An 18,732-nucleotide genomic window follows, 5' to 3' on the forward strand; every position below is an offset into this window, starting at 1 on the left:
TCGCCGACGAACTCAACGGCCGCCCCCGCCAGACCCTGGGCTGGCGCACCCCGGCCGAGGCGATGGCCGCCCTACTCTCGACCCACGATCACAACAGCGGTGTTGCGACCGCTCCTAGAAACCACCTGAGCTGATCCCCGCCGGGGCCCGACCGCGCTGAGTTCTGGGGGCGAACCGGGCCGCGTACCCTCGCGGACGTGCCCGACGTCGCCGACCTGCCGCTGATCGGTGCCGCCGCGCTGCGTGCGCGCGCGGCCTCCCGCGTGCTGCGGACCCTGCCCACCGACGTGAAGGACGGCGCCCTGGCCGCCATCGCCGACGCGCTGGTCGAGCGGGCGGACGAGATCCTCGAGGCCAACGCCGCCGACGTGGCCGCCGCCCGCGCCGACGGGACGCCGGAGTCGACGGTCGACCGGCTGCGCCTGGACGCCGGCCGGGTGGCCGGGGTCGCCGACGCGCTGCGCACCCTCATCGCGCTGCCCGACCCGGTCGGCGACGTCGTCCGCGGGTCGCGGCTGCCCAACGGGCTGGAGCTCAAGCAGGTCCGGGTGCCGCTCGGCGTGGTCGGCATCGTCTACGAGGCGCGGCCCAACGTGACCGTCGACGCCGCGGGCCTGTGCCTGAAGAGCGGCAACGCGGCGCTGCTGCGGGGCTCGGCGTCGGCGTTCCGCACCAACACGGTGCTCGTGGCGGTGATGACCGAGGCGGCGGCCAAGGCCGGGCTGCCCGAGGGCTCGATCGAGCTGCTGCCGGCCGACCGGGCGTCGGTCGGGGAGCTGCTGGGCGCCCGCGGGTTCGTCGACGTCGTCATCCCGCGCGGCGGCGGCTCGCTGATCCAGCGGGTGGTCAACGAGGCGAAGGTGCCGGTGATCGAGACCGGCGAGGGCAACTGCCACGTCTACGTCGACGCGTCCGCCGATCCGGCGATCGCCGAGGCCGTCGTCCTCAACTCCAAGACGCACCGGGTGAGCGTCTGCAACTCCGCCGAGACGCTGCTCGTGCACCGCGACGTACCGTTCCTGCCGCGGCTGCTCGCCGCGCTGGCCGGCTCCGGCGTGACGCTGCACGGCGACGACGCCGCCCGGGCAGCGCACGACGCCGTCCGCCCGGCCACCGACGAGGACTGGGCGACCGAGTACCTGTCGATGGACATGGCCGTGCGCGTCGTGGACGACCTGCCGGCCGCGCTGGACCACATCGCCCGGTGGAGCACCGGGCACACCGAGGCGATCGTCGCCGACTCGGCGACGGCGATCGCGGCGTTCACCGCCGGGGTGGACGCGGCCGCGGTGATGGTGAACGCCTCGACCCGGTTCACCGACGGCGGCGAGTTCGGGTTCGGCGCCGAGATCGGCATCTCCACGCAGAAGCTGCACGCCCGGGGGCCGCTGGGGCTGCCGGAACTGACCTCGACCACCTACGTGGTCACCGGGAACGGCCACACCCGCTAGGAGTTCCTTTGCCCCTCCCGCCGACGCAGTCCCCGCAGTTCTCCTCGGTCGCGGACGTCAGCAAGCGGCTGTCGACGGCCGGCTACCTGCCCGACGCGCAGATCGCCACGACCGTCTTCCTCGCCGACCGGCTGGGCAAGCCGCTGCTGGTCGAGGGGCCGGCGGGCACCGGCAAGACCGAGCTGGCCAAGGCGCTGGCGGCGGCGACGGGCTCGGAGCTGATCCGGCTGCAGTGCTACGAGGGCCTCGACGAGGCCCGGGCGCTGTACGAGTGGAACTACAAGAAGCAGCTGCTGCGAATCCAGGCGGCGCAGGGCACGGACGGCGCCGACTGGGACACAGTGCACGACGACATCTTCGGCGAGGAGTTCCTGCTCTCCCGGCCGCTGCTGACCGCGATCCGGCGCACCGAGCCGACCGTGCTGCTCGTCGACGAGACCGACAAGGCCGACGTCGAGGTGGAGGGCCTGCTGCTGGAGGTGCTCAGCGACTTCCAGGTCACCATCCCCGAGCTCGGCACGGTCACCGCGGCCCGCCGGCCCACCGTCGTCCTCACCTCGAACGCGACCCGCGAGCTGTCGGAGGCGCTCAAGCGGCGCTGTCTGTACCTCGCGCTGGACTACCCGTCGGCCGAGCGGGAGCGGGAGATCGTGCTCTCCCGCGTGCCCGACCTGGCGCCGGGGCTGGCCGAGCAGCTGGTGCGGACCATCCGGGCGCTGCGAGCGCTGGAGCTGAAGAAGTCGCCGTCGATCTCCGAGACGCTGGACTGGGCGCAGACCCTCCTGGAACTGGGCCTGGACACCCTCGACGAGGGCGCCGTGAGGTCGACTCTGGGCGTGGTGCTCAAGCACGCCAGCGACCAGGAGCGGGCCGCGGCCGAGCTGCGGCTGAACTGATGAGCGCGCCGTCCACCTCGCGGGAGCCCGGTGGGCTCGCCGGGCACCTCGACGGCTTCGTGCGCGCGGTCCGCGAGGCCGGGATCCCGGTCGGGATCAGCCAGGCGGTCGACGCGGCCGAGATCCTCACCGCGGTGGACCTGCTCGACCGCGAGCAGCTGCGGCACGGGCTGGCGGCGGTGCTGCTGCAGCGGGCCGCGCAGCGCCCGGCCTACGACGTGCTGTTCGACCTGTGGTGGCCGTTGGGCGACCGGCCGGCGGCCGGCGAGCCGTCCGGCGGGGACGGCGACGGCGAGCCCGGGACGACGCTGGACCTGCCCGACGACGGCGACCCCGGCCGGATGACCGAGCTGATGCGCGAGCAGCTGCTGCAGCTCCTCCTCGACGGCGACGACGAGGCGCTGCGGCGCTTCGCCCGCCAGGCGGTCGACCTGCTGGGGCAGGCGGCACCGTCGCCGTCGGGGCAGTCGTTCTTCAGCTACCGGGTGATGCGGGCGCTCTCCCCGGACACGCTGGTCTCCCAGCTGCTCGCGGGCCTGCTGAACGGCGGGGAGCGCGGCGGGCTGGCCGAGCAGGTGGCGCGGCAGACGATCCGCGAGCGGCTGGCGGCGTTCCGGGCGGCGGTGGAGGCAGAGGTGCGGCGGCGCTCGGCCGAGCAGCGCGGCCGCGACCGGGTGGCCAAGAGCGCGGTGCGGCCGCTGGCCGACCAGGTGGACTTCCTGCGGGCCCAGCAGTCGGACCTGGCCGAGCTGCGCCGGACGGTGGCGCCGCTGGCCCGCCGGCTGGCGGTGCGGTTGTCGGCGCGGCGCCGGCACGGCCGGGAGGGGCGGCTGGACTTCCGCAAGACGGTGCGGGCGTCGCTGGGCACCGGCGGCGTGCCGGTCGTGACCCACCACCGGCCGCGCAAGGTGCACAAGCCCGAGCTCGTGGTGCTCTGCGACATCTCCGGCTCGGTCGCCGGGTTCAGCCACTTCACGCTGATGCTCACCCAGGCGCTGCGCGAGCACTTCACCGGCGTGCGGGCGTTCGCCTTCGTCGACTCGACCGACGAGGTCACCCGCTTCTTCCGGCCCGGCGCCGACGTCGTCGACGCGGTGTCCCGGATCGGGCGGGAGGCCGACGTCGTCTCCTTCGACGGGCACAGCGACTACGGCAACGCGTTCGAGGTGTTCCTCGACCGGTGGCCGACGGCGCTGGGGCCGAAGTCGTCGCTGCTCGTGCTCGGGGACGGGCGCACCAACTACCGCCGCCCGGGCCTGCCGGTGCTCGCCGAGATGGTGAAGCGGAGCCGGTCGGCGCACTGGCTGAACCCCGAGCCGCAGCGGCTGTGGGGGAGCGGCGACTCCGCCGCCGACCAGTACGGCGAGGTCATCGACATGGTCGAGTGCCGCAACGCCGCCCAGCTCGCGGACTTCGTCACCACCCTCTGAGCCGCGCCGCTCCGGGCGACCTGCCGCCGTGTCGTCTCGTCGACACGGCGACATGTCGGCACCTCGACACGCCCGGGAGCCCATCTCCGGCCGGGCTCGTAACCGAACGACACGCGTGGCGTTCTCCAGTGCGGTGCCGTTGCTCCACACCGGCGGCCCCCGTCCTCCCCGGCGGCCCACCCGGGAACGCCGGCGGACGGCGACCGGCTGCACGGGGGAGCCGGTCGCACACCGGTCCCCGCCCGGGCGGGACGGTGGCGGCCCGTCGGGGCCGGTCCCGCGCGGACCGGCCCCGACGAGCACCGGTTAGGCTCGATCGGTGGCAGGTGGGCGGATCGGGGTGATGGGCGGGACGTTCGATCCCATCCACCACGGCCACCTGGTGGCCGCCAGCGAGGTCGCCGGGCTGTTCGGCCTCGACGAGGTGGTGTTCGTCCCCACAGGTCAGCCGTGGCAGAAGAGCGACCGCGAGGTCGCCCCGGCCGAGGACCGCTACCTCATGACGGTCATCGCGACCGCCTCCAACCCGCGCTTCTCGGTGAGCCGGGTCGACATCGACCGCGGCGGGCCGACGTACACCATCGACACGCTCACCGACCTGAAGGTCCAGCGGCCCGACTCCGAGCTCTTCTTCATCACCGGCGCCGACGCCCTCTCCCAGATCCTCAGCTGGCGCGACAGCGAGCAGTGCTTCTCGCTGGCGCACTTCATCGGCGTCACCCGGCCCGGGTTCACGCTGGCCGACGCCCACCTGCCCGAGGGCGTGGTGAGCCTCGTCGAGGTGCCCGCGCTGGCGATCAGCTCCACCGACTGCCGCGAGCGCGTCGCCCGCGGCATGCCGGTCTGGTACCTCGTGCCCGACGGGGTCGTCCAGTACATCGAGAAGCGCGGGCTCTACCGCCAGGGCCGCCCCGCCCGTCGGGCCGGCGACGTGCTCGACGGCCGCCCCGCCGGTGACCGCCCGACCTACGACCGGCCGCCACCGTCGGCCAACGGCGGACCCGGCCGCCCCCCGTCGTCCGAACCACCGTCCCCCCACGCAGTCGAGGTGCCCCGATGACCGCCTCCACCGAGGCGCGCGAGACCGCGTTGGTCGCCGCCCAGGCCGCCGCCGACAAGCTCGCCACCGACGTCTCGATCGTCGACGTGAGCGACCGGCTGGCCATCACCGACGCGTTCGTGCTCGCCTCCGCTCCCAACGAGCGGCAGGTGCAGGCGATCGTCGACGAGGTCGAGGAGCGGCTGCGCCGGCAGGGCATCAAGCCGGTCCGCCGCGAGGGCGTGGCCGAGGCCCGCTGGGTGCTGCTCGACTTCGTCGACGTCGTGGTGCACGTCCAGCACGCCGAGGAGCGGGCGTACTACGCGCTCGAGCGGCTCTGGAAGGACTGCCCGACCATCCCGTTCGTCGACCGCGACGCCGCCCGGCACGCGGCCGGCATCGACACCGGGGGCACGATCTCCGGCGGCACGATCTCCGGCGGCCCGGCCGTCGGCGGCCCCGCCGCCGGCGACGGGGTGGGCACGCTGTCCGCCGACGACGTCGACCCGGGCAGCGCCGACCCGACCCCGCTGGAGCCCCCGCCGGCCGCGGACCCGACCGAGCGGTGACCGCCGCGCCCGCCACGCTGCCGGTACCGCGTCTGGTGCTCTGGCGGCACGGCCGCACGGAGTGGAACGCGACCGGCCGCTTCCAGGGCCAGCTGGATCCGCCGCTGGACGACGAGGGCCGCCGGCAGGCCGCCCGGGCGGCCCCGCTCCTGGCCGGGGTGCTGCCGGCCGGTGACGCGGTCGTGGTGTCCAGCGACCTCGGGCGGGCCGTCGAGACCGCCGGCGCGCTCACCGAGGTGCTCGGGATCCCGCTGCGCGTGGACGCCCGGCTGCGCGAGCACGGCCTGGGCTGCTGGGAGGGCCTGACCCGCGACGAGGTCGCCGAGCGCTACCCCGACCAGTACGCCGACTGGATGGCCGGCCGTCCGGTGCTCGGCCGCGGCGGGGAGGAGGCCGCGCAGGTCGCCGAGCGCGCCCTGGCCGCCCTCGCCGACCTGCCGCCGGCCGCGGTGGCCGTCGTCGTGACGCACGGCGGTACGGCCGGCCGGATGCTCGAGGCAGTGCTGGGGCTGGGCCCGGAGCACCGGCGGGTGTTCGGTCCGCTCGCCAACTGCGCGTGGAGCGAGCTGCGCTTCCAGGACCCGCGCTGGCGGCTGGTCCGCCACAACAGCTGGGTGCCGGCGGGCGTCGAGGGCGCCGGTCCGGCACCGGGTGCCGCACCGCGGGCGGGGGCGACGCCCGAGGAAGGCGCGCCGACGCGGCCCACCGACGCCGACGCCGTCTGAGCCTTTCGGGCGACCTCGCCGCCGCTGGTGCGGCATCGGCGCGCAGGCGGGCTAGCCTCGCCCGGTGTCCGTCGCCGTCGTCACCGATTCGACGGCCTACCTGCCCGCGGACCTCGTGGAGCGGTACGGCATCGAGGTCGTGCCGCTGTACGTGGTGCTGCCCGGCCGCTCGGGCAGCGAGGGCCGCGACATCGGGCCCCACGACGTCGCCGCCACCCTCTCCGCCCGCGGCCAGGTGTCGACCTCCCGCCCGACCCCCGGCGACTTCGTGGCCGCCTACCGCCGCTGCCTCGACGGCGGCGCCGACCGGATCGTCTCGGTGCACCTGTCCGCGGAGCTGTCGGGCACCTGGGACGCCGCACGGCTGGCCGCCGCGCAGGTCGGCGAGCACGTGGTCACGGTGATCGACTCGCGGGCGACCGCGATGGCCACGGGCTTCGCCGTCCTGGCCGCCGCCCGCGCCGCGGCCGACGGCGCCCCCGCCGGCGCGGTCGCGGACGCGGCCCGCGACACCGCCGCGGCCACCAGGACGCTGTTCGTCGTCGAGACCCTGGAGCACCTGCGCCGGGGCGGCCGGATCGGTGCCGCCGCCGCCATCCTCGGCTCCGCGCTGGCCGTGAAGCCGGTGCTGCACGTCGTCGACGGCAAGGTCGTCCCCCTCGAGAAGGTGCGCACCTCGGCCCGGGCCTTCAACCGGCTCGTGCAGCGGGCGGTCGAGACGGCCGGCACCGGCCCCGCCTCTCTCGCGGTGCACCACCTGGCGGCGCCGGAGCGGGCCGAGCGCCTCGCCGCCGAGCTGCGCCAGCGGCTGCCGGAGGCCAAGGAGCTGTACGTCAGCGAGCTGGGCGCCGCGATCGGCGCGCACGTCGGCCCCGGCGCGGTGGGCGTCGTGGTGGTGCCGGCGCCCGCCGAGGAGGCGCCGGACGGCCCGGCCGAGGACGACGACCGGGGAGAGCCCGCGGCGGAGTGAGGACGGCACGGCGGGCACCCTGCCCCACGCCCGGGCCGCGCGCCGTCCGTCGTCCACAGCCGGGGGCGGCGTCCACAGATCCGCCTGAGCGCCGCCCGGACGGCTGCCCGGTCCCTAGCGTCGCGCCGGTGCGTTCCTCCTCCCGCCGCATCGACGACGCCGACGTGATCCGCGCCCGGCTGCGCGCCCTCCTGGCCGAGAGCGAGCGGGCCGGCGGCTGGGTGCCCGACGACGACCCCGACCCCGATCCACCGGAGCCGGAGCCGGAGGACGCGGACGAGGACGGCGGGGGAGCGCCACCCGGCATCGGCAGGCACCGGGCGCCCGCGACGGCCGTGCGGCTCGACCCCGGCCGTCGCGGTGCCCGCGCGCTGTGGCTCGCCGGACTGCTCGCCGCGCTGCTGCTCGTCGTCTGGACCTGGCTGGACCGCCCCCGCGTCGAACCCGTCGAGCCGGCCGAGCCCGGCGGCACCACCGCACCGGCCACCCCCGAGGTGGGCGAGGCCGCCGAGACGGCGACGACCGCCGTGGTGTCGGTCGTGGGGTTGGTCGCACGGCCGGGGCTGGTCACGCTGCCGACCGGCGCTCGGGTGGCCGACGCGATCGCCGCCGCCGGCGGGCTGCTGCCGGAGGCCGATCCGGCCTCGGTCAACCTCGCCGCGGTGGTCACCGACGGCCAGCAGGTGGCGGTGGGCGTGGCGGGCGCGGCCGCCGGTCCGGCTGGCGGGACCGCGGCCGACGAGACCGCCGGCGGTGGCCTGGTGGACCTCAACACCGCCACCGAGGCCGACCTGGACGCCCTGCCCGGCATCGGCCCGGTGCTGGCCCAGCGCATCGTCGCCCACCGCGACCGGCAGGGCCGCTTCGCCAGCATCGAGCAGCTCGACGACGTGCCGGGCATCGGCCCGGCGATCTACGCCCAGCTCGCGGACCTGGTGACCGTGTGAGCACCGGCGCGCGGTGGACGTGGCTGGACCTGCGGCTCGTCCCCGCGGCGGCCGCCTCCTGGCTCGCCACCCTGGCGGTCCCGTTCGCGCCCGTGCGGGCGCTGGCGGTGGTCGCCGCGGCCGCGGGGGTGGTCGGGCTTGGTCTGGCCGTCCGGAGCCGCCGGGCGCCGGCGCTGGTCGCGCTGGGCGTGCTCGCCGCGCTCGCCCTCACTGCGACCGCCGGTGCGGTCCGCGGTCTGCAGCGGGACGCCTCTCCGCTGCGCGCCGCCGCTGAGCGGGACCGGACCGTCGAGGTGCAGGTGGTGCTCGACGACGTGCCGCGGCGGCTGACCGGCGCGGGCGCCTCCCGCGTCGTCGCCGACGCGACCGTGCGCGCGGTCCGGGTGGGCGGGACGACGACCCGGGTGGACGACGACGTCCTGCTGTTCGCCCCCGCCGAGGCCTGGGCCGACCTGCCGCCCGGTCAGCCGGTGCGGGCGCTGGTGCGTGCGTCCCTGCCCCGCGACGGGCACCTGGTGGCCGTGCTCGGCGCGCGGGGCGCGCCGGAGCTCGTCGGGGCGCCGGGGCGGGCGCAGCGCGTCGCCGCGGGCGTGCGCGAGGGCCTGGCCGCGTCGTCGGCACGGGTGCTCCCGCCGCGACCGGCGGGCCTGCTGCCGGGGCTCGTGGTCGGCGACACCAGCGGCATGGACCCGGTGCTCCGGGAGGACTTCCGGCGCACCGGCCTGGCGCACCTGACCGCGGTCTCGGGGGCCAACGTGGCGATCGTGGTCGCGGGCGTGCTGTGGCCGCTGCGCCGCCGGGCGGTCGACCGGCGGGTGCAGGCGCTGGTCGGCGCGGCCGGCCTCGCCGGCTTCGTGGTGCTGGCCGGGCCGAGCGCGAGCGTGCTCCGGGCCGCGGCCATGGGCGCGGTCGTGCTGATCGCCCTCGCCTCGGGGCGGGAGCGGGCCGCGGTGCCGGCGCTGTGCGCCGGGGTACTGGTCCTGCTGCTGGTGGAGCCGGCGCTGGCCGCCGACGCCGGGTTCGCGCTCTCCGTCGCCGCCACGGCCGCGATCGTCCTCGTCGCCCGCCGCTGGTCCCGGGCCCTGCGCCACCGGGGTGTCCTGACGCCGGTCGCCGACGCGCTCGCGGTCAGCGCGGCGGCCGGCCTGGCGACCGCGCCGCTCGTGGCCGCGCTGAGCGGGCAGGTCAGCCTGGTCTCGCTCCCGGCCAACCTCCTCGCCGCGCCCGCCGTCGCCCCGGCCACCGTGCTGGGGCTGCTCGCGGCGCTGGCCGCCCCGGTGAGCCCGGTAGCCGGCGACGTCCTGGTGTGGCTGGCCGGCTGGCCGGTGCGCTGGCTGGTGGTCGTCGCCGAGCGCGGCGCGGCGCTGCCCGACGCCGCCGTGGGGTGGACCGCCGGCACCGCGGGCGCGGTGGGTCTCACCGTGCTGCTCCTGGTCTGCGCCGCCGTGCTGTGGCGCTTCCCGCGCACGCGCCCGCTCGCGCTGGCGGTGGTGGTCGGCCTGGTCGTGCTCGGCTGGCCGCTGCGCCAGGCGGTGCGCGGGTGGCCGCCGCCGTCCACCGTGGCCGTCGCCTGCGACGTCGGCCAGGGCGACGCCCTCGTCCTCCCGACCGGCCCGGGGGAGGCGCTGCTCGTCGACGCCGGGCCCGACGTCGGCGCGGTGGACCGGTGCCTGGACCGGCTGGGCGTCGACCGGCTGCGCATGGTCCTGCTGTCCCACCTCGACGCCGACCACGCCGGCGGCCTCGCCGGGGCGCTCGGCGGCCGCCGGGTGGACGTGGTGGCGACCGGCACCCTGTCCCCGGCCGACGAGCGGGGCGCCGCCGTCGACCGGCTCACGGCCGCGTCCGGCGCCCGCCGCGAGGTCCTGGTGCCCGGGGACCGGCGCACCCTCGGGAGGGCGCGGCTGGAAGTGCTGGCGCCCCCACCGGAGATCGCCACCGCAGGCGCCGAGCCCAACGACCTCTCGGTGGTCGCCCGCGTCACGGTGCACGGGGTGCGGGTGCTGCTCACCGGCGACCTCAGCGCCCAGGCGCAGGCCCGCGTGCTCGCCCGCGGCGTCGACCTGCGCGCCGACGTGCTCAAGATGCCGCACCACGGCAGCGCCGACGTCGACCCGGCCTTCCTCGCCGCGAGCGGTGCACGGGTGGCGCTGGTGTCGGTCGGCGCCGACAACGGCTACGGTCACCCGACCGCCACCGCGCTGCGCCTGCTGGCCCGCGACGGGATGCGGGTGTACCGCACCGACCGCCAGGGCGACGTCGCCGTCGCCGGCACCGCGGAGGAGTGGGGCGTCGCGGTCGCCACCCCCGCGCCGGGCCAGGACCGTCGGCGCGCCGTGACACCATGCAGGCGTGGCAGCGGCACCTCCGGCACCGACCTCCCGGATCCGGGTCGTGGTGGGGGAGGAGGAGCTGCTGCGCGCCCGCGCGGTCAGCGCCGTGCGCGCCGCGGTGCTCGAGCGCCACCCCGACGCCGAGGAGCACGACCTCGTGGCCGCCGGCCTCCCCGTGGGCCACCTCGCCGACGTGCTGGCGCCGTCGCTGTTCGGCGGGCACCGGCTGGTCACCGTCAACGGTGTGCACGAGGCGGCGGGCGCGCTGGCCGACGCGCTGACCGCCTACGCCGAGGACCCCGATCCCGACCTGACGCTGGTGATCGTGCACGCCGGCGGCAAGCGCAACGAGGCGCTGGTCAAGGCGTTCAAGGCCGCCGGCGCCGCGGTCGACGAGTGCCCCAAGATCACCTCACCCGGCGACCGCGCCAACTTCGTGCGCAACGAGGTGCGGTCCGCGGGCGGGCGGATCACCGCCGACGCCCTGGCCGCGCTGGTCGAGGCGGTCGGCAACGACCTGCGGCAGCTGTCCTCGGCGGCCAGCCAGCTGGTCTCCGACTTCGGCGGCACGATCGACGCCGACGCGGTCGCCCGCTTCCACCGCGGCCAGGCCGAGGTCACCGGATTCACCGTGGCCGAGAAGGTGCTGGTGGGCGACCGGCAGGGGGCCGTGGAGACGCTGCGCTGGGCCCTCGAGCGCGGCGTCGCGCACGTGCTCATCGCCGACGCCATCGCCGACGGCGTGCGGACGGCGGCCCGGGTGGCCAGCCTGAACAGCAGCAACCCCGGCGACCTGGCCCGGGCGCTGAAGATGCCGCCCTGGAAGGTGAAGCGGGCCCAGGCGCAGTCCCGCGGCTGGAGCATCGACGGGCTGCAGCGGGCCATCGGCGTCACCGCCGAGCTGAACGCCGACGTCAAGGGTGCGGCGGCCAGCGCCGACTACGCCCTCGAGCGGGCGGTCCGCCGGATCATCGAGATCCGCACCGAGACCCGCCGGGACCGCGCCGTCCGCGGGCGCTGACCGGCGATCCGGCCGAGCGGCCGTCGCCCTCGGAGGCGGGCGCGCCGCCCTTTCGGCCCGTCGGGGCAGGGCCATCGCCACTGGTCCGGCCGTCCGCGCGCGGCGACGGTGGGCCGCGGGAGGTGCTGATGACCGAGCTGCTCACCGGCACGAGGAGGGCCGTCGAGGCCGCGACGCTCGCTCCGTCGTCACACAACACCCAGCCGTGGAGGTTCCGGGTTCGAGGCGGCACTGTCGACCTCCTCGCCGACCGCACCCGCGCGCTGCCGGTCAACGACCCCGTCGACCGCGAACTCACGATCAGCTGCGGAGCCGCGCTGGCGAACCTGGTCGTCGCGGCGCGGGCCGGCGGCCTCGAGCCGGCGGTCGAGGTGGTGCCCGACCCCGACGACACGGACCTGCTGGCGCGGGTGGTCCTGCGTGCAGCAGGTGACCGGGCGGAGCTGGAGCTGGCAGCGGCGATCCCCGCCCGCCACACGTGCCGCGAGCAGTTCGCCGGCGGACCGGCCGACGGCACGCTGGCCCGGATGGCGCGGGGCTGCGCCGACCTGGGGGTGGCCTTCCAGGTCGTGACCGGCGACGTGGACCGCGCCGCGCTGGCGGACCTGGTGGCCGCGGGCGACCGGGCCCAGTTCGACGACCCGTCGTGGCGGCGTGAGCTCGCTGCGTGGATGCATCCCCGTCGCCGCGGCGACGGCCTGACCGTGCCGCCGGTCACCGGTGCGCTGACCCGGTTCGTCGTCTCGCACGTGGACGTGGGCGCGGGCACCGCCGGCAAGGACGCGGAGCTGACGCGCCGGTCGCCGGTCGTCGTCGTCCTGGCCACCGAGCACGACGACGTCCGGAGCTGGCTGGCGACAGGTCAGGCGGTCGAGCGCGCCCTGCTGGAGGCGGCCCGCGACGGCGTGCTCGCGGGCTACGCCAACCAGCCCTGCCAGGTCGCCGCCCTGCGCCCCCGCCTGCGCGAGGCGCTGCGCCTCACCGGCCACCCCCAGCTGGTCCTCCGGCTCGGCGTGCCGGTCCGACCGCCGCACCCTGCGCCCCGCCGCCCGCTGGAGGAGGTCTGCGACGGCGTGTGATCCCGGGCCGGTGGCCCCCCGACATGCGACGAGCCCCCGTCCCCGGGAGGGACGAGGGCTCGCGCGAGCGGTGCGGGGAGCTCAGCCCTGGATGCTGGTGAGCTGCTTGGCCATGCCCGACTTGCGGTTGGCGGCCTGGTTCTTGTGGATGATGCCCTTGCTGGCCGCCTTGTCGAGCGCCTTGCTGGCGGTCGCGAGCGCGGTGGCCGCAGCCTCGGCGTCCCCGGCGTCAGCAGCGGTGCGGAACCGCCGGACCGCCGTCTTCAGGGCGGACTTGACCGCGACGTTGCGCTGCCGGCGCCGCTCGTTGGTCTTGTTCCGCTTGATCTGGGACTTGATGTTCGCCACGCGTGAGCCTCGGTGTCTGGAAGGGGATGCCTGCTGTCCAACGTCCGGGCGCACGTGCGCACGCGGACCGGCCTGCCAGGTTACCAGCGTCGTCGCGGTCAGCCCAACCCGCGTCCGGCGGCCGCCGCAGCGTCCACCGCGTCGAGGTGCGCCGAGAGGAGAGCGGTCAGCGGATCGACGATCCGGCCGCTCAGCGCGTGCCCATGCCCGGGACGACCTCCAGCCGCGCCGAACCGATCACCGAGGCCAGGTGCGCCGCGTGCGGCGGCGGGTTGACCGGGTCCTCCGGTGCCTCGATCACCAGCGTGGGCACCCGCACCGCGGCCAGCTCCGCGGCCCGGTCCAGGCCGGCCTGGTCGGCCTGGTCGGCCTGGTCGGCCTGGTCGGCCAGCGCGTGCGCCGACGGGTTGCTCGCGGACCCGCTGTGGGCGATCACACGTTCCTCGAGCGCCCGGAACTCCGCCTCGTCGAACGGCAGCACCCCGCCGTCCAGGAGACGCCAGTGCGCCACCCGCCAGTCCAGCTCCGCGGCCTCGTCCCGCTCCTCGCCCATCGTCTGCCAGAGCTCCAGCAGCCGCGGGTCCGGGCCGGGCAGCTCGGACTCCCCGGCGACGTCGGCGAGCCCGGCGCCGAGGGCGGAGGTCGCGAACAGCGTCGCGCTCAGCAGCCGCTCCGGGGCGTCGAGCAGGAGCAGCTGCACCAGGGTGCCGCCCATCGACATCCCCACCACGTGCGCCCGCTCGGTGCCCAGCGCGTCGAGCACCCGGACGGCGTCGGCGGCCAGGTGGCCCCGCTGGCGTTGACGCCCATGACCAGCAGGACGGGCGTGCCGGCCTTGTCGCCCCGGTCCTCCGCCCACAGCGACACGCCCTCGGCAACGGCGATCCGGTGCTCCACCGCCGACACCCTGTCAGCTGCGCCGCGCCGCCGTCGGAGGGATCGCCCGGACCGTGGGACGATGGGCAGCACTGTGACGACTCCTGCTGCCACCGACCCGGCCCGCATCCGGAACTTCTGCATCATCGCCCACATCGACCACGGCAAGTCGACGCTGGCCGACCGGATGCTCGAGGTCACCGGGATCATCGAGGCACGGCAGATGCGCGCCCAGTACCTCGACCGCATGGACATCGAGCGCGAGCGCGGCATCACCATCAAGGCGCAGAACGTGCGGCTGCCGTGGCAGGTCGACGGCACCGAGTACGTCCTCGACATGATCGACACCCCGGGGCACGTCGACTTCACCTACGAGGTGAGCCGGAGCCTGGCCGCCTGCGAGGGCGCCGTCCTGCTCGTCGACGCCGCCCAGGGCATCGAGGCGCAGACGCTGGCCAACCTCTACCTGGCCCTCGAGAACGACCTGCACATCATCCCGGTGCTCAACAAGATCGACCTGCCGGCCGCGCAGCCGGAGAAGTACGCGGCCGAGATCGCGCACATCATCGGCTGCGACCCCGGCGACGTGCTGCGGGTCAGCGGCAAGACCGGCGAGGGCGTCCCCGAGCTGCTGGACAAGATCGTCGCCGAGATCCCGGCGCCGGTCGGCGACGCCGATGGCCCTGCCCGGGCGATGATCTTCGACTCCGTCTACGACATCTACCGCGGCGTCATCACCTACGTCCGCGTCGTCGACGGCCGCATCTCCGCCCGCGAGCGGATCCGGATGATGTCCACCGGCGCGGTCCACGATCTGCTCGAGATCGGCGTCATCTCTCCGGAACCCAAGCCGGTCGACAGCCTCGGCGTCGGCGAGGTCGGCTACTTCATCACCGGCGTGAAGGACGTCCGCCAGTCCCGCGTCGGCGACACGGTCACCCTGCAGAACAAGCCGGCCGCCGAGCCGATCGGCGGCTACAGCGACCCCAAGCCGATGGTCTACTCCGGCCTCTACCCGATCGACGGCAGCGAGTACCCGCTGCTGCGGGAGGCCTTGGACAAGCTGCTGCTCAACGACGCCGCCCTGGTCTACGAGCCGGAGACCTCCGCCGCGCTCGGCTTCGGCTTCCGGGTCGGCTTCCTCGGCCTGCTGCACCTGGAGATCGTCCGCGAGCGGCTGGAGCGCGAGAGCGGGCTGTCGCTCATCTCCACCGCGCCCAACGTCGTCTACCGCGTGGTCATGGAGGACGGCACCGAGCACACGGTGACCAACCCCAGCGACTGGCCCAGCGGCAAGATCGCCACGATCTACGAGCCGGTCGTCAACGCCACGGTCATCGCGCCGAGCGACTACACCGGCACGATCATGGAGCTCTGCCAGAGCCGCCGCGGCTCGCTGACCGGCATGGACTACCTGTCCGAGTCCCGCGTCGAGCTGCGCTACACGCTGCCGCTCGGCGAGATCATCTTCGACTTCTTCGACGCGCTGAAGTCGCGCACCCGCGGCTACGCCTCCCTCGACTACACCGAGGCCGGCGAGCAGGAGTCGCAGCTGGTCAAGGTCGACATCCTGCTGCAGGGCGAGCCCGTCGACGCGTTCAGCGCGATCGTGCACAAGGACAAGGCCTACGCCTACGGCGTCATGATGGCCGGCAAGCTGCGCGAGCTCATCCCACGGCAGCAGTTCGAGGTGCCGATCCAGGCCGCCGTCGGCTCCCGGGTGATCGCCCGCGAGACGGTCCGCGCCATCCGCAAGGACGTGCTCGCCAAGTGCTACGGGGGTGACATCACCCGCAAGCGCAAGCTGCTGGAGAAGCAGAAGGAGGGCAAGAAGCGGATGAAGATGGTCGGTCGCGTCGAGGTCCCTCAAGAGGCCTTCGTCGCCGCGCTGTCCACCAACGAGTCGACCGCTTCCAAGAAGTGACCGGCCGGATCGAGGCGGTCTGCGTCTCCGGCACCACCGACCTCTACCGGCTGCCCACCCGCCGCAGCGGCATCGACAAGCAGCCGGTGGCCGGCCGGGTCGCCGTCCACCCCCTCGGCCTGGACGGCGACGTGCAGGTCAACAAGAAGCACCACGGCGGCGAGGGCCAGGCCGTCTACGCCTACGCCCAGGAAGACGCCGCCTGGTGGGAGCGGGAGCTCGGCCGCGAGCTGCCGCCCGGCCGGTTCGGCGAGAACCTGCGCACCAGCGGCCTCGACCTGCTCGGCGCCGTCCTCGGCGAGCGCTGGCGCATCGGCACCGCCCTGTTCGAGGTGACCGCCTGGCGCACGCCGTGCGCCAACTTCGCCCGGTACTGGGGCGTCCCCGACCTGGTCAAGCGCTTCGCCGCGCACGGCGCCACCGGCGCCTACCTGCGGGTGCTGGAGACCGGTGAGCTCGGCGCCGGGGACGACGTCCTGGTGCTCGACCGCCCCGACCACGGGGTCACGGTGGGGGAGGCCTTCCGCATCGTGACCACCCGGCAGGCCCGGCTGCCCGAGCTCGAGCCGGCGCTGCGCCACCTCCCGCTCAAGGACCAGCCCAAGCTGGCCGCGCGCATCGCGGCGCGCACCGGCGTGGGCGCCTGAGCCCGGTACTGTCCGCCGCGGTACGCCGGGACCCGCCGGCGACGGGGAGGTCGTCATGCTGCTGCGCCGCGCCGGCGCCGGGCTGCTCGCGGTGGGGCTGGTGCTCGCCGGGTGCGGTGGCGGCTCCGACGAGTCCGCACCCGACCTGCTCGACCGGGCGAAGCAGACCCTCGACGCCGCCGACAGCGCGCACTTCGTGCTCAGCAGCGACGGCGCCCCGGCCACCGGCACCCTGCTCGTCGGCGGCGAGGGCGACATCCTCCGGCCGGCCTCCTTCCAGGGCACCCTGCAGGTGCAGACCTCCGGCGCCACCGCCGACCTCGACGTCATCTCCGTCGACGGCACCGTCTACGCCCAGCTGCCCTTCGTGCAGGCCTGGAGCGAGATCGATCCCGCGCAGTTCGGCTTCGGCGACCCCGGCGCCCTGCTCGACCCCGACACCGGCATCTCGCAGCTGCTGGCCGAGGCCGAGAACGCGGAGCTCGGCGACGAGCGCCGGGTGGACGGCGAGGTCGTGCGCGAGGTGACCGCCGAGCTGCCCGGGCAGCTGGTCGCCGACCTGCTCACCAGCGAGGACCCCGAGCAGGCGGTCCGGGCGCGGTTCGCCATCGCGACCGAGAGCGGCGAGCTGCGGCGCGCCGAGCTCACCGGGCCCTTCTTCACCGCCGACGAGGACGGCACCTACACCCTCGAGCTCAGCGACTTCGGGGCCGATGTCGAGATCAGCGCACCGCCCACCGGCTGACGCGGCGACCGCGCCGGCGGTCCCCGGGCTCGCCGCCGTCGTCCTCGCGACGCTCGCCGTCCTCGTCACGGCGGCCGACACCTACGTCGTCGTCCTGGCGCTGCCCGACATCCTCACCGGCGTCGGCGTCGGCATCGACGAGCTGCAGCGGGCCACCCCCATCGTCGGCGGCTTCCTGCTCGGCTACACCGCCACGCTGCCGCTGCTCGGCCGGCTGGCCGACCTGCGCGGCCGGGTGCCGGTGCTGGTCGGCTGCCTGCTGCTGTTCGCCCTGGGCTCCCTGCTGACGGCGACGGCGGTGTCGCTCGGTCCCGCGGTCGCCGGCCGGCTGCTGCAGGGCGTCGGCGCCGGCGGGCTCGTGCCCGCCACGCTGGCCCTGGTCGCCGACCGCTGGCCGCCCGAGCGCCGCGCCCTGCCGCTCGGCGTCGTCGGCGCGGTCCAGGAGGCCGGCGCCGTCCTCGGCCCGCTGGCCGGCGCCGCGGTGCTCGCCGTCGCCGACTGGCGGGCCATCTTCTGGCTGAACCTGCTGCTGGGCCTCGCGCTGGCGGTCGGCGCGCTGGTCACCGGCCGCGCCCGCCGGCCCGACCCGGTCGGCGTGGCGCTCGCCGCGCTCGCGTCGCTCGCGCTCGGCCTGCAGCTGGCCGAGCCCGCCGCGCTCGCCGAGGACGTCACCCTCGGCCTGCTCTACGTGCCGGTCGTCGACGCCGTCCCGGCCTCGACCCCGCTGGTGCTCGTCGCGGTCGTCGCCGGGGTCGCCACCGTCGTGCGCTCGCTGACCCACCCGGACGGCGCCGTGCTGCCGCTGCGCGGGCTGCGGCGGCTGGCGCGCGAGGTCGACGTCGTCGGCTCGCTGCTGGTCGTCGTCGCGCTGGGCTGCCTGGTCTGGGCCTTCGCCGCGGCCGACCCGGCCACCCAGGTCGTCGCGCACGGGCCGGTGCTGCTGCCGGTCGCCGCCGCCGCGGCGGTCGCCTTCGTCGTGCACGAGCGGCGCACCGCCGACCCGGTGCTGCCGCTGGCCGCGCTCCGCCCCGTCGGCGCCTGGGGCGCCCTGCTGGTCAACCTGCTCGTCGGCGTCGCGCTCGTCGCCGCCCTCGTCGACGTCCCCCTGTTCGCCCGCGCCACCACCACCCCCGGCGACCAGTTCGGCGCGGCGCTGGTGCTGCTCCGGCTGCTCGTCGCGGTGCCGGTCGGTGCCGTGGTCGGCGGCTGGCTGTGCCGGCGGGTGCCGCCGCGCGTCGTCGCCGCGGCCGGCACGGCGCTCACCGCGCTGGCGCTGGCGGCCATGACGCGGTGGGACGAGCGGTCGCTGGACGGCGCCGCCTCCTGGGCCGTGCTGCTCGCCGCCGGCCTCGGCTTCGGGCTGGCGATCGCGCCGGTCAACGCCGTCCTGCTCGCCGTCACCGGCCCCGCCGTGCACGGCAGCGCCAGCGCGCTGGCCGTGGTGGCCCGGACCGTCGGCATGCTCGTCGGCCTCTCGCTGCTGACGGCGGTGGCGCTGCGCCGGTTCACCGCCGAGGTGGCCGCCATCGGCTCGCCGGTCGAGCTCTGCCCGCGGACGCCCGCCGCCTGCCCGGCCTACGACGCCGCCACCGACGCCGCCGTCCTCACCCAGCTGCACACCGTCTTCGCCGGTGCCGCGATCGCCGCGGCGCTGGCCGCCGTCGCCGCGCTCCTCCTGCTGCGGGGGAGTCGTGCTCGACCGATGAGGTGAGGTGCTCGTCGGCGGCCCGCA

At 76.0% G+C, this 18,732-nt stretch carries 16 protein-coding genes and 1 pseudogene; 15 read left to right on the forward strand and 2 right to left on the reverse strand.

Annotated elements, in window-relative coordinates; all coding sequences use genetic code 11:
• Positions 1–197 precede the first annotated feature (197 nt).
• The 11 genes and pseudogenes from ACI797_RS07780 to ACI797_RS07830 all read left to right on the forward strand — a co-directional run bounded on the left by ACI797_RS07780 (position 198) and on the right by ACI797_RS07830 (position 12,460).
• Positions 198–1,451 (forward strand): glutamate-5-semialdehyde dehydrogenase, encoded by a 1,254-nt coding sequence (locus ACI797_RS07780; protein ID WP_456858028.1) that lies wholly within the window; start codon positions 198–200, stop codon positions 1,449–1,451.
• Positions 1,452–1,459: 8 nt separating this feature from the next.
• On the forward strand, positions 1,460–2,347 hold the full coding sequence (locus tag ACI797_RS07785) for an AAA family ATPase (protein ID WP_456538163.1): 888 nt from the start codon (positions 1,460–1,462) through the stop codon (positions 2,345–2,347).
• On the forward strand, positions 2,347–3,777 hold the full coding sequence (locus ACI797_RS07790) for a vWA domain-containing protein (RefSeq protein WP_456858030.1): 1,431 nt from the start codon (positions 2,347–2,349) through the stop codon (positions 3,775–3,777). The genes ACI797_RS07785 and ACI797_RS07790 overlap by 1 nt, the downstream gene beginning before the upstream one ends.
• A gap of 319 nt (positions 3,778–4,096) precedes the next feature.
• Positions 4,097–4,837 carry a nicotinate-nucleotide adenylyltransferase gene (gene nadD / locus ACI797_RS07795; protein WP_456858033.1) on the forward strand — a complete coding sequence of 247 codons (741 nt, stop codon included), beginning with the start codon at positions 4,097–4,099 and terminating at the stop codon, positions 4,835–4,837.
• The gene (rsfS, locus tag ACI797_RS07800; protein ID WP_456858034.1) at positions 4,834–5,385 is read left to right on the forward strand and encodes a ribosome silencing factor; all 552 of its coding nucleotides are present in this window, start codon (positions 4,834–4,836) and stop codon (positions 5,383–5,385) included. The genes nadD and rsfS overlap by 4 nt, the downstream gene beginning before the upstream one ends.
• The gene (locus ACI797_RS07805) at positions 5,382–6,110 is read left to right on the forward strand and encodes a histidine phosphatase family protein (RefSeq protein WP_456858035.1); all 729 of its coding nucleotides are present in this window, start codon (positions 5,382–5,384) and stop codon (positions 6,108–6,110) included. The genes rsfS and ACI797_RS07805 overlap by 4 nt, the downstream gene beginning before the upstream one ends.
• 64 nt (positions 6,111–6,174) lie before the next feature.
• Positions 6,175–7,080, forward strand: a complete 906-nt coding sequence (locus ACI797_RS07810) for a DegV family protein (protein ID WP_456858036.1) — start codon at positions 6,175–6,177, stop codon at positions 7,078–7,080.
• 128 nt (positions 7,081–7,208) lie between these two features.
• A complete protein-coding gene (locus ACI797_RS07815) occupies positions 7,209–8,027 on the forward strand; it encodes a ComEA family DNA-binding protein (RefSeq protein WP_456858037.1) in 819 nt (272 codons plus the stop codon).
• A 683-nt stretch (positions 8,028–8,710) separates the two neighbouring features.
• Positions 8,711–10,072 (forward strand): annotated as a pseudogene (locus tag ACI797_RS07820) (ComEC/Rec2 family competence protein); the annotation flags it as partial.
• A gap of 307 nt (positions 10,073–10,379) precedes the next feature.
• The gene (holA, locus tag ACI797_RS07825) at positions 10,380–11,381 is read left to right on the forward strand and encodes a DNA polymerase III subunit delta (RefSeq protein WP_456858038.1); all 1,002 of its coding nucleotides are present in this window, start codon (positions 10,380–10,382) and stop codon (positions 11,379–11,381) included.
• A 128-nt stretch (positions 11,382–11,509) separates the two neighbouring features.
• Positions 11,510–12,460: an Acg family FMN-binding oxidoreductase gene (locus tag ACI797_RS07830; RefSeq protein ID WP_456858201.1), complete on the forward strand. Its 951-nt coding sequence runs from the start codon at positions 11,510–11,512 to the stop codon at positions 12,458–12,460.
• A gap of 81 nt (positions 12,461–12,541) precedes the next feature.
• On the opposite strand, the gene rpsT is transcribed toward ACI797_RS07830, so the two are convergent.
• Complete coding sequence (rpsT, locus tag ACI797_RS07835) at positions 12,542–12,808, reverse strand: 30S ribosomal protein S20 (protein WP_456538155.1); 267 nt, start codon at positions 12,806–12,808, stop codon at positions 12,542–12,544.
• Positions 12,809–12,998: 190 nt separating this feature from the next.
• A complete protein-coding gene (locus tag ACI797_RS07840; RefSeq protein WP_456858040.1) occupies positions 12,999–13,667 on the reverse strand; it encodes an alpha/beta fold hydrolase in 669 nt (222 codons plus the stop codon).
• Positions 13,668–13,766: 99 nt separating this feature from the next.
• Here ACI797_RS07840 and lepA point away from each other — a divergent pair, with 99 nt between their 5' ends.
• The 4 genes from lepA to ACI797_RS07860 are packed head-to-tail and all read left to right on the forward strand — an operon-like array spanning position 13,767 to position 18,711.
• Positions 13,767–15,608 (forward strand): translation elongation factor 4, encoded by a 1,842-nt coding sequence (gene lepA, locus ACI797_RS07845; protein WP_456858041.1) that lies wholly within the window; start codon positions 13,767–13,769, stop codon positions 15,606–15,608.
• On the forward strand, positions 15,605–16,255 hold the full coding sequence (locus tag ACI797_RS07850) for an MOSC domain-containing protein (RefSeq protein WP_456858042.1): 651 nt from the start codon (positions 15,605–15,607) through the stop codon (positions 16,253–16,255). The genes lepA and ACI797_RS07850 overlap by 4 nt, the downstream gene beginning before the upstream one ends.
• 55 nt (positions 16,256–16,310) lie before the next feature.
• Positions 16,311–17,000, forward strand: a complete 690-nt coding sequence (locus tag ACI797_RS07855) for an LppX_LprAFG lipoprotein (RefSeq protein WP_456858043.1) — start codon at positions 16,311–16,313, stop codon at positions 16,998–17,000.
• A complete protein-coding gene (locus ACI797_RS07860) occupies positions 16,969–18,711 on the forward strand; it encodes an MFS transporter (RefSeq protein ID WP_456858044.1) in 1,743 nt (580 codons plus the stop codon). The genes ACI797_RS07855 and ACI797_RS07860 overlap by 32 nt, the downstream gene beginning before the upstream one ends.
• Positions 18,712–18,732: the final 21 nt, after the last annotated feature.

This window comes from Geodermatophilus sp. SYSU D00691 (assembly GCF_054050275.1).

Coding starts and splice junctions, on each gene's coding strand:
- ACI797_RS07855 (WP_456858043.1), top strand. CDS start 16,311: ATGCTGCTGCGCCGCGCCGGCGCCGGGCTGCTCGCGGTGGGGCTGGTG.
- ACI797_RS07790 (WP_456858030.1), top strand. CDS start 2,347: ATGAGCGCGCCGTCCACCTCGCGGGAGCCCGGTGGGCTCGCCGGGCAC.
- ACI797_RS07830 (WP_456858201.1), top strand. CDS start 11,510: ATGACCGAGCTGCTCACCGGCACGAGGAGGGCCGTCGAGGCCGCGACG.
- ACI797_RS07860 (WP_456858044.1), top strand. CDS start 16,969: ATGTCGAGATCAGCGCACCGCCCACCGGCTGACGCGGCGACCGCGCCG.
- lepA (WP_456858041.1), top strand. CDS start 13,767: ATGGGCAGCACTGTGACGACTCCTGCTGCCACCGACCCGGCCCGCATC.
- rsfS (WP_456858034.1), top strand. CDS start 4,834: ATGACCGCCTCCACCGAGGCGCGCGAGACCGCGTTGGTCGCCGCCCAG.